An 11774-nucleotide genomic window follows, 5' to 3' on the forward strand; every position below is an offset into this window, starting at 1 on the left:
TTTCATCTTTTTTTTATTGATATTTTAAAGCAATCATGGCTAAAGGAGGTAAATTTAATTCGACAGAATTTTCTCTATTATTCCAAGTGGTTTTGTCTGCTTTTATTTTAGTGTTTTTGTAATTTCCGCTACCAGAAAAATCTCTAGTATCACTATTAAAAATCTCTTTTAAAGTGCCTTGTTTGGGTACACCAACTCTATAGTTTTCTCTTGGTATTGGAGTTAAATTACAAATAATAATAATGGTATCTTTTTCGTTTTCTCCTTTTCTTATATAAGATAATACAGAGTTTTCATGGTCTCCATGATCAATCCATTCAAAACCTTCTGCTGTAAATTGTTTTTGATGAAATGCTTTTTCTTTTCTATAAAGTTTGTTTAATTCTTTTACGCATTTCTGTGCCCCTTCATGTACTTTATACTCAAGTAAATGCCAATCTAAACTTTGTTGGAAATTCCATTCTTTGGTTTGACCAAATTCACCTCCTTGAAAAATTAATTTCGTACCAGGGTGTGTGTACATAAAACTATACAATAAACGTAGATTTGCAAATTTTTGCCATTCATCACCAGGCATTTTATCTACAATGGCTTTTTTACCATACACAACTTCATCATGAGACAGAGGCAACATAAAGTTTTCTGTAAACGCATAATTTAAACTAAATGTTAAATCGTTTTGATGATGTTTTCTATAAATAGGTTCTTTGGCAAAATATTCTAAAGTGTCATGCATCCAACCCATCATCCATTTCATACCAAAACCTAAACCACCTAAATATATGGGTCTAGAAACCATTGGGAATGATGTTGATTCTTCAGCTATGGTTTGTACGTCAGGAAAATTCTCATAGACAGCCGTATTCATCTCTTTCATAAAATTAATGGCGTCTAAGTTTTCTCTTCCTCCAAATTTATTTGGTTCCCATTCGCCATCTTCTCTAGAATAATCTAAAAACAACATAGAAGCTACAGCATCTACCCTTAAACCATCTGCATGATATTGGTCTAACCAATAAATTGCATTACTAATTAAAAAAGATTTTACTTCGTTTCTACCGTAATTAAAAATAAGACTTTTCCAATCTGGGTGATATCCTTTTCTTCTATCTGGATGTTCGTATAAATGAGAGCCATCAAAAAAGCCTAAACCATGATCGTCTGATGGAAAATGTGAAGGAACCCAATCTAAAATTACACCAATTCCTTTTTTATGAAACGCATCCACTAAAAACTTAAAACCATCTGGATTTCCAAAGCGAGAAGTTGGCGCAAAATATCCTGTTAATTGGTATCCCCAACTTGGATCATATGGGTACTCCATAACAGGCATTAATTCTACATGTGTAAAATTCATATCTGCTACATAGTTTACCAAATCTTCTGCAAATTCCTCATAAGTTAAAAAGTCGTTTCCATTTTTTTGTTTCCAAGAACCTAAATGAACTTCGTATACAGAATAAGGAGCGTCTAAGGCATTATTTTTTTTACGATTGTTCATCCATTTGTTGTCTTTCCAGCTGTAATTATCTTCCCAAACTACAGAGGCAGTTTTTGGGGGATGTTCGCACTTTTTTGCAAATGGATCTGCTTTTTCTGTTTTTACATCATCATGACTGCTTTGTATTTTATATTTATAAATACTGCCAATACCAACATTAGGGATAAAGCCTTCCCAAATACCACTATCATCCCATCTTACATTTAAAGGATGTTCTCCTTCTATCCAAAAATTGAAATCGCCAATTACCGTTACAGATTTTGCACTTGGTGCCCAAACTGCAAAATAGGTTCCTGTTACCCCATCTACTGTAACGATGTGCGAACCAAATTTTTCGTAAAGTTTATAATGTTTTCCTGCTTTAAATAAATTTATATCAAAGTCTGTAAAAAGACTGTAAGCTATTGTATTTGCCATATTTTAATGATTGATGATGTTTGCAATTCCTTTTTAAGGAATTACTGCCCATTGAGGACGAGAGTTTTAATTCATAACCCAATAAGAAATTTTTATTAAATATTATTTTTTTATTTTAAAGATATGAAAGGGTAATGTTGGGTGTAATTCTATATAATTCCATTCATTTTGCCAGTTATAGCTATTGCTAGTCACTAAATCTTTTACTTGAACCGTATGTCCATGATGTATGCCTAATTCTGCTAGAGGTAATTGTATGGTACCTGTTTGTTTGTAGTATGGGTCTAAACTAACAACAGTTAATGTTTCGTTAGTTTTGTCATCATTCCATTTATAAAAAGCAATTAAATTATCATTTTCTATAAAACAAAACTTTATATTATTTGTTTGTTGATAAGATTCGTTCTCTTTTCGGATAGTATTAATGGTTTTAATAAATATTGTTAACTTGTTTTCTAACTGCCAGTTATAATGACATATCTGAAACTTTTCTGACATGTGATATTCTTCTTTTCCAGGAACAGCTTCGCTAATCATTTGCTCAAAAACAGGACCGTAAATACCAATATTAGAGCTTAAAGTAGCCGCTAAAACATAACGTTGTAAATATTTAGATTCGTTTGCGCCTTGTAAATGATAAGGATTAATATCTGGCGTATTTGGCCAAAAATTAGGTCGCATGTATTCTTTTTGATTTGTTTGCGTTAACTCATTTACATATTCTGTAAGTTCGTGTTTAGACTCTCTCCAAGTAAAATACGTGTAAGATTGTGTAAAACCCTGTTTTGCAAGTTGTTGCATTATTTTAGGGCGTGTAAAGGCTTCTGCTAAAAACAACACGTCTGGATGTTTTTTCTTCACTTCAGCAATTACCCAATTCCAAAAATAATAGGGTTTTGTATGTGGATTGTCTACTCTAAAAATAGTAATTCCACAATCTATCCAATATAATAGAATGTCTAAACATTCTTTCCATAAATTTTTATAACTGTCATTTTCCCAATAAATTGGAAGAATGTCTTGATATTTTTTTGGAGGATTCTCTGCATATTGTACTGTGCCATCTGGTCTCCATTTAAACCACTCTGGATGTTCTTTTACCCAAGGATGATCTGGAGCAGCTTGTAAAGCATAATCCATTGCAACTTCTATTCCTTGATTTTTAGCATCAGTAATCAAAGCTTTAAAATCATCTATACTACCTAAGTCTGGGTGAATATCTTTGTGGCCACCGTGTTTAGAGCCAATTCCCCAAGCAGATCCTACATCATCATTTTTTGCTTCTGTAGTATTGTTTTTTCCTTTTCTATTAATTTGACCAATTGGATGGATAGGCGGAAAGTATAGGGTGTCAAAACCCATATCTGCAATTCTTGGCAGTAATTTATGGCAGTCTTTAAATGTACCATGTTTGTTAGCTTCTTCAGACGCTGAACGCGGAAAAAACTCATACCAAGTACTAAATTGGGCTTTTTTTCTATCTACATAAACCTTAAATTCTTGTGTTTCATTTTTTAGGAATTTTGTAGGGTTTTCTATAAAAATTATTTGTAGTCTTTTACTGGTAACCTCGCTTATAGCTTCTTTATAACTATCATTATTTTTAAAAATAGTTATTAAATGTTTTAAGTATTTAGCAGTGTTTTTATTTGTTTTTTTTAGGAGCGTTTTTAATATTTCTGCTCCTTCTAAAAGTTCAGATTTTACATGCTGATTGTCTTCTATTTTTTTGACAATACCATGTTGCCAGTTTAAAGCATAATCTACCCAACCTTGTAACTTGTAGGCGTAAAAACCTTGTTTTGCAGTTTTAAAACTTGCAATGTAGGCATCATTAGAAGTGGCAGACATTCTGGTTTCGCTCCACTTTCTTTCTTTTTCGTGTTTAAAAAGTAAGCTAGCTTCTATAATATCATGTCCATCTACTAAAACATCTGCTGATACATTTACAATTTCGTTGACAACCCTTTTTATAAATATGTTACCACAATTAATCTGTGGAGTAACATTTTCTATAACAATTCTACTCTGATTTTGCATGAATTTAATTCTTTAAAAAAAATAAAATTTAGATTATCCAATAATAGTTCCTTTGGCAATAATGGCATCTTTTTTAATAACAACAATACCGTCTTTAACCATGTATGTATCTGTTTCTATATCCTCAATATGTCGTCCTCCATTTATTCTAACATCGTCACCAATTCTACAGTTTTTATCTACAATACAATTGTGTATGTAGCACCTGTTTCCAATTCCCATTAGTATTTCTATATTATTATTTTCAACTTCTTCTAAAGTTTCATAGTAATCATTACCCATCATATAGGTGTTAGAAATTAGTGAATTTTTTCCAATTCTAGAACGAATTCCAATTACAGAGCGTTCAATTTTTTCTGCTTGTATAATACAACCATCACCAATAACAGCTTTGTTTAAAATAGAACCCGATATTTTAGAAGTGGGTAAAATACGTGCTCTGGTATATACCCCTTTTTCATTGTATAAATCAAATTGAGGTACATCATCTGTTAAACCAATATTTGCTTCAAAAAAGGAATCAATGTTACCTATATCTTCCCAATAACCTTCATATTGGTAACTTAAAGTTTTGTGGTTTTCTATAGCTTGTGGTATAATTTCTTTACCAAAATCATTGGTGTCAGGATTTTCCATTAATTTTTTTAGTAGGTCTCTATTAAAAATATAGATTCCCATAGATGCTAAATAATCTCTACCTTGTGCTTTCATGTCATCACCAACATCAGAGGTCCAATTTGACAATAATTCTTTACCAGGTTTTTCTATGAATGATGTAATAATATCCTCATTATTGGTTTTTAGTAACCCAAAAGAAGTAGCATCTTTTGCAGTAACAGGGTAGGTTGCAATAGATATTTCTGCGCCACTTTTTTCGTGTTTATCAATCATATCATTAAAATCCATTTGATACAATTGGTCTCCAGAAAGTATAAGCGCATATTCAAAATCGTTCTGTAAAAAGTGATGCATACTTTGTCTTACTGCATCTGCTGTTCCTTGAAACCATTTGTCACTATGAATGGTTTGTTCTGCAGCTAATACATCAACAAAAGCTGAGCTAAAAAAACTAAAGTGGTAAGTATTTTTTATGTGAGCGTTTAAAGAAGCCGAGTTAAATTGGGTTAACACATACATTCTTTTAATATCTGAATTGATGCAATTAGAAATAGGAATATCTACCAATCTATATTTACCAGCAATTGGTACAGCGGGTTTAGATCTGTCTTTGGTTAGTGGGTATAATCTGGATCCTTGGCCACCACCCAAAATAATTCCTAATACTTTGTCATTAATCATAACTTATTTTTTTAGAGATTTATATAGTTCTTCAACTTGTTTTGCAATAGAAGCCCAGTCAAAATGATTTTCTACACGCTGTCTTCCTTTTTTTGCCATAGTTTCTTTTAAGCTAGGGTTGTTTATTACTTTGTTAATACCATTTGCTAAATCTTGAGCAAATTTATCTGGGTATACAGGCTCAAAAGGAGCTTCTTTTTGTTGTTCTAAATCAATTAAAAGACCTGTTTCATTTTGCACAACCACTTCTTTAATACCACCAACAGCACTTGCAACTACAGCAGTTTCGCAAGCCATTGCCTCAATGTTGATAATGCCAAAAGGTTCGTAAATAGAGGGGCAACAAAATACATCTGCATGAGAATATAATTGAATAACCTCTTGCTTACTAAGCATCTTGTCTATCCAAATAATAGTATTTCTATCTTTTTTAGCTTCGTTTACGGCATCTTCCATTTCTTTACCAATTTCTTTGGTGTCTGGTGCACCTGCACAAAGCACTATTTGTGTATCTTTATCTATATATTTTATAGCATTTACTAAATGAATAATTCCTTTTTGTCTGGTTATTCTTCCTACAAAAAGTACATAAGGTTTGTTTTTGTCTATGTTGTATGCTTCTAAAGTAGAGGTATCTTTTGTAACCACATATTCTTTCAGGTTAATTCCATTATAGATAACCTTTACTTTGTTTTTATCAACATTAAAATTTTTTAAAACATCTACTTTAGTTTCCTTAGAAACAGCAATAATGGTATCTGCCATTTCTATAGCAGTTTTTTCTACCCAAGAAGAAGCATCGTAACCACGTCCTAGTTGCTCTCTTTTCCAAGGTCTTAAGGGTTCTAAAGAATGGGTTGTAATTACTAAAGGAATACCATAGCAAAGTTTTGCAATAATACCTGCAAATTGTGCATACCAGGTGTGGCAATGTACAACATCTGCATCTGTAGGTTCTGCATTCATATGAATACAAGTGCTCAAGGTTTTTAGTACCGCTTTTAGTTTATCATCTGTATTATCAAAAATAGCATTTTCAAAAGGAAACCCTTTTACACTTAAATTATCTGATATGGAATCTTGATCTCCAAAACTTCGAACGTCAACGTTCATTAATTTTGATAATTCATCTGCAAGGTATTCTACATGAACACCTGCGCCTCCATAAACATAAGGTGGAAATTCTCTTGTATAGAAAAGAGCTTTCATAAAACAGGTTGTAATTTTAGGTTAGTGTTTCTAATGGTTTTATTCTTAAAAGATATAAAACATACTGCTAACTTACAAAATATTAAGAAAGATTTTTTGGGTATTAAAAATTATTATTGTTTTGATAAAAAAAAGCTACTTATTGCTATTTTTATGCTGATTTATTGTGTTTTTTTAAAGTAATTAAGGAATATGATAATCTTTATAGATTATATATTTCTTTGTTTATTAATTTCATCTTGCAATTGTCTTCTCAATTTTTGTTCTCTTTCTAAAAACTTTTTTCTGTGTTTGTCAAACTCATGCTCTACATCTAATAAACTACTTTGTGCTTTTTTAGTTAGTATATTACTTCTGTTAAATCTAAAAATATAATATAATAAAGCCAATAAAAGACCAAGTATTATAGACCATAAGATTAAATTATAAGTAAGTTTATTGAGTTGTAAACCAAATAGAGAAATAGCATTTTCTTTTTCTTTAGCTTTGTGTAAAGCAATTTGTGTTAAAGTTAAATTTTCTTGAGTGGTTTTTATAGTATTTCCCTTCTCTGAAAGTTGTTTGTTTTTTTCTACTATACTATTTTTTAATTCTTTTAAAGAGTCTAAAACATTTTGGTTTAACTCTAAAAACTTGTTTTTACTAATAACTTTATAGGTTTGATAGCTGTTAGAAGTTTTGTAAATCTCATTAAATTGTCCATTTAATGTGTTCTTTTGTGTGTTGTTTTCTTGCGCAAAAGAAAATACACTTATAAAAAATATGGATGCAATTAGAGCTTCTATTTTCATTAGAGATAGGGTGTTTGTTTTAAAGAATAAAAGTACTAAAAAAACCCAAACAAATTTGTTTGGGTTTTTATTATAAGCAAGTAATTTATAATTATTTAATTTTTTCTACAACTGCCTTAAAAGCGTCTGGGTTGTTTACAGCTAAATCTGCTAAAACCTTACGGTTTAATTCGATATTGTTAGCTTTAACTTTCCCCATAAACTGAGAGTAAGACATTCCGTGCAAACGAGCTGCAGCGTTAATACGCACAATCCATAAAGAACGGAAGTTTCTCTTATTGTTTTTACGGTCTCTATATGCATAAAGCATACCTTTTTCAACCGCGTTTTTTGCTACTGTATAAACGTTTTTTCTACGTCCAAAGTAACCTTTTGCTGCCTTCAAGATTTTTTTTCTTCTATTTCTTGAGGCTACTGAATTTACTGATCTTGGCATAATTTCAATGTGTTTTGTAAAGAGCGACGCTACAAACGTACTTTTAATTAAAAATGACTTTAATTGCTACATTACATGGTTAATAATAAAATTCCCTGTTAAACTTATTTTAAGTTTAATTGTTGTTTAATGTTAGCCTCATCAGACTTGTGTACTAAAGTATCATGAGTTAACTTTAATTTACGTTTTTTAGACTTCTTTGTTAAGATGTGACTTTTAAACGCGTGCTTTCTTTTAATTTTTCCAGTACCAGTAACTTTAAATCGTTTTTTGGCGCTAGATTTGGTTTTCATTTTAGGCATCTCTCCTTCGTTTTTATCTTGCTTATTATTTTTAGTTAAAAAAGTAAGAAAGCTCATAAAAAGTAAAGTTAAGTGCAATCTCAACTTTTTAATTTTAAAAACTTTTAACTTTAAAAACGCTTATTTTCCTTTTTTGGGAGCAATAAACATAATCATACGTTTACCTTCTAATTTTGGTAATTGCTCAACTTTACCATACTCTTCTAATTCTTGTGCTAACTTTAATAAAAGTATTTGCCCTTGTTCTTTAAAAATAATAGAACGTCCTTTAAAGAATACAAATGCTTTTAATTTAGCACCATCTTGTAAAAACTTTATGGCATGTTTCTTTTTAAATTCATAATCATGCTCATCTGTTTGCGGTCCAAAACGTATTTCTTTAATGGTAACCTTTGTAGCTTTTGTTTTTAAGGCTTTTTCACGTTTCTTTTGCTCATACAAGAATTTCTTGTAATCAATTATTTTACAAACAGGAGGTTTAGCTTTTGGCGAAATTTCTACCAAATCTAATTCTTGTTCTTTGGCTAACTCTTTAGCTTTTTCTAAAGGATATACACCAATTTCTACATTGTCGCCCACCAGGCGAACTTCGTCAACATATTTTATTTTTTCATTAATTCTATGTTGATCTTCTTTGATTACTCTTAATGGCCTTCTTGACCTGCTTCTACGTATTGCTATGACTTATAAATTTTAAATTTAACTTGTGGTTGCTTTTTCAACCTTTTGTTTTATTTCGAATTTCAAAATTAATTAAAATTTCTTTAATGTTTTATCTTCTTCTTCTTTAATTAAAGAAATAAATTCTTCAATTGTAAATGTTCCAATGTCACCCTCTCCATGTTTTCTTACAGAAACGGTTCCGTTTTCGGCTTCTTTTTCACCTACAATAACCATAAATGGTATTTTGCTAACTTCTGCGTCTCGTATTTTACGTCCCGTTTTTTCACTTCGGTTATCTACAAGGGCGCGAATTTCGGAATTTTCTAACGATTCTAAAACTTTTTCTGAATATTTTTGATATTTATCACTGATTGGCAGTAAGATAACTTGATCTGGAGTTAGCCAAAGTGGAAAATTACCACCTGTATGTTCTAACAATACCGCTATAAATCGTTCCATAGAACCAAATGGTGCTCTGTGTATCATAACAGGTCTGTGAGACTGGTTGTCAGATCCTGTATAGGTTAAATCAAAACGTTTTGGTAAATTATAGTCTACTTGAATCGTTCCTAATTGCCAACTTCTTCCTAAGGCATCTTTTACCATAAAGTCTAACTTTGGCCCATAAAAGGCTGCTTCGCCTTCTTCAATCACAAAATCTAAACCTTTGTCTTTTGCAGCATTTATTATTGCTTGTTCTGCAATTTCCCAAGTATCAGCATCACCTATATATTTATCTAGGTTTTTCATATCACGTATAGAAACCTGTGCTGTAAAATCTTCAAAACCTAAAGAGCCAAAAACATACAATACCAAATCGATTACCTCTTTAAACTCTTGGTCTAATTGTGCTGGTGTACAAAAAATATGAGCATCATCTTGCGTAAAACCTCTTACACGAGTTAAGCCATGTAGCTCTCCACTTTGTTCATACCTATATACTGTACCAAATTCAGCAAAACGCTTTGGCAAGTCTTTATATGAATAAGGTTTAAAGTTGTATACTTCACAGTGGTGTGGACAGTTCATTGGCTTTAACAAAAACTCTTCATCCATTTTTGGAGTTTTTATCGCCTGGAAACTGTCTTCTCCATATTTTTCATAATGTCCAGAAGTTACATATAAATCTTTCTGACCTATATGTGGTGTCATTACCATTTCGTAACCAGCTTTTTTCTGTGCAGCTTTTAAAAAGTTTTCTAAACGAGATCGCAAAGCAGCACCTTTTGGTAACCATAATGGTAAACCAGCACCAACTTTTTGCGAAAATGTAAACAACTCTAATTCTTTACCTAGTTTTCTGTGATCACGTTTTTTAGCTTCTTCTAAAAGTTCTAAATACTCAGTTAGCATTTTTTGTTTAGGAAAACTAACGCCATAAACACGTGTTAGCTGATTGTTTTTTTCGTCACCTCGCCAATAAGCGCCAGCAACATTCATTATTTTTACCGCTTTTATAATACCAGTATTTGGTATGTGGCCTCCTCTACATAAATCTGTAAAATTACTATGATCACAAAAAGTAATGTCTCCATCCGTTAAGTTTTCAATCAACTCAACTTTGTATTCGTTGTTTTCTTTTTTATATAAAGACAAAGCATTTGCTTTAGAAACCGATCGCATAGAAAATTCGTGTTTACCTCTAGCAATTTCTAAGAATTTCTTTTCTAGTTTGTCAAAATCCTTTTCAGATAAAACTTCTTCACCCAAATCAACATCATAATAAAAACCATTCTCAATTGCAGGTCCAATAGTTAACTTCGCATTCGGGTAAAAAGATAATATAGCTTCTGCCAAAACGTGTGCAGACGAGTGCCAAAAAGCTTTCTTTCCGTCAGCATCATTAAAAGTATATAATATTAAAGAACCGTTAGTTGTAAGTGGAGTAGAGGTTTCAATAGTTTTTCCGTTAAAACTTGCAGATACAACATTTCTTGCAAACCCTTCACTTATGTTTTTTGCAACATCCATAGGGGTGCTATTTTCAAGAAACTCCTTTATACTTCCGTCAGGTAAAGTAATTTTAATCATTTAAAATCTTTTTATTTGGTCTGCAAAGATATTAGAAAACAATTTTTCACACAATATATATGTGTACTTATTATATATGTATTTTTTTTTATAGGGTTCCCACGCCAAAAGGACGTGGTCGGGCTTTCTGCACTCGCTTTTTAGGTAGCATAAAGGGTACCAAAAAGAGCTCAAACAGACGCTTCAATCCCTAACCCGTGCTAATTTATTAGAGTTGTAGCACTAAAAAAAAAGGGTATTATAATTTTAAATAAGTAAGAGATAAGCATCTTATTCACAATTTTGAAGATATACACAAATAAAAAACGGATGATTCAGTCCATAATTCTACTCCTTATATTTACTTAAAACACCTCAAACATGACATTTCAATACCCTAATAAATAAGGAATTTTAAAAAAATAACGTATATACACTATCACCAACCTTTAAAAAAAAAATAAAAAATCAAAAAAAACACCTCTATAACTAATGCATTTACAAGGTATTAAAAGAAGTTCAAAAAATAAATCAAAAAAGAGTTTAAAAAATAGTTGTAGGAGTGAGAATGAGTTGTATATTTGCACCCGCTAACGAGAAAACGAAAGTTTGTTTAGCAAAGTTCATTGAGTATTTGTTGTTTGTAATAGGGGTAAAAAAAGTTTAGATTTTTAGAGACAAAAACTTTACATATTTTTTCATTATTTATTAGGATGTAATAAAAAAAACCTTGTATCTTTGCAGTCCGAATTTTCGGGGGGGTTAAAAAGTTCAAGTTTTAGGGTTTTAAAAAAAGTTTAAAAAAAATTAATTTTTTACTTGTTAGATAAAAAATAAGTTTTAGATTTGCACCCGCTAACAGAAATAGCAAAAAGATCAGAGAGATTTTGGAATAGTAATTCAATCAATTATTAGTTAGTTCGATTCTAACATTTCTACAAGAGCGAAAAGACAAAAAGTAAGTAGATCTTATTTTTAGGGAATCGCCAAGTTCATTGAAAATATTGAAATTGACAGCGTAATTAAAGAGTAGAATAACCACATTAATTTAGATTAATGTAATTCTTTTGAAACTTATTCATTTATAATATTAAAAATATACAATG

9 protein-coding genes are annotated in these 11774 nt (G+C 31.0%); all 9 read right to left on the reverse strand.

What is annotated here, in order from left to right:
* Positions 1-13: 13 nt before the first annotated feature.
* Positions 14-1918, reverse strand: coding sequence for a 1,4-alpha-glucan branching protein GlgB (gene glgB / locus AC2D6T_RS11230; protein WP_484681558.1), 1905 nt, complete (start codon positions 1916-1918; stop codon positions 14-16).
* A 102-nt stretch (positions 1919-2020) separates the two neighbouring features.
* Positions 2021-3958, reverse strand: a complete 1938-nt coding sequence (locus AC2D6T_RS11235) for an alpha-1,4-glucan--maltose-1-phosphate maltosyltransferase (protein WP_484681559.1) — start codon at positions 3956-3958, stop codon at positions 2021-2023.
* Positions 3959-3991: 33 nt separating this feature from the next.
* On the reverse strand, positions 3992-5257 hold the full coding sequence (locus tag AC2D6T_RS11240; RefSeq protein WP_438989673.1) for a glucose-1-phosphate adenylyltransferase: 1266 nt from the start codon (positions 5255-5257) through the stop codon (positions 3992-3994).
* A 3-nt stretch (positions 5258-5260) separates the two neighbouring features.
* Positions 5261-6466: a glycogen synthase gene (gene glgA, locus AC2D6T_RS11245; RefSeq protein WP_484681560.1), complete on the reverse strand. Its 1206-nt coding sequence runs from the start codon at positions 6464-6466 to the stop codon at positions 5261-5263.
* 209 nt (positions 6467-6675) lie between these two features.
* Positions 6676-7257 (reverse strand): hypothetical protein, encoded by a 582-nt coding sequence (locus AC2D6T_RS11250; protein ID WP_484681561.1) that lies wholly within the window; start codon positions 7255-7257, stop codon positions 6676-6678.
* A 91-nt stretch (positions 7258-7348) separates the two neighbouring features.
* Positions 7349-7693, reverse strand: coding sequence for a 50S ribosomal protein L20 (rplT, locus tag AC2D6T_RS11255; RefSeq protein WP_249983075.1), 345 nt, complete (start codon positions 7691-7693; stop codon positions 7349-7351).
* A gap of 104 nt (positions 7694-7797) precedes the next feature.
* Positions 7798-7995: a 50S ribosomal protein L35 gene (gene rpmI / locus AC2D6T_RS11260; RefSeq protein WP_298949978.1), complete on the reverse strand. Its 198-nt coding sequence runs from the start codon at positions 7993-7995 to the stop codon at positions 7798-7800.
* Positions 7996-8115: 120 nt separating this feature from the next.
* Positions 8116-8634 carry a translation initiation factor IF-3 gene (gene infC, locus AC2D6T_RS11265; protein ID WP_298949975.1) on the reverse strand — a complete coding sequence of 173 codons (519 nt, stop codon included), beginning with the start codon at positions 8632-8634 and terminating at the stop codon, positions 8116-8118.
* A gap of 114 nt (positions 8635-8748) precedes the next feature.
* Positions 8749-10689 carry a threonine--tRNA ligase gene (thrS, locus tag AC2D6T_RS11270; protein ID WP_484681562.1) on the reverse strand — a complete coding sequence of 647 codons (1941 nt, stop codon included), beginning with the start codon at positions 10687-10689 and terminating at the stop codon, positions 8749-8751.
* Positions 10690-11774: the final 1085 nt, after the last annotated feature.

It is taken from the genome of Polaribacter sp. YIW18, from assembly GCF_057219325.1.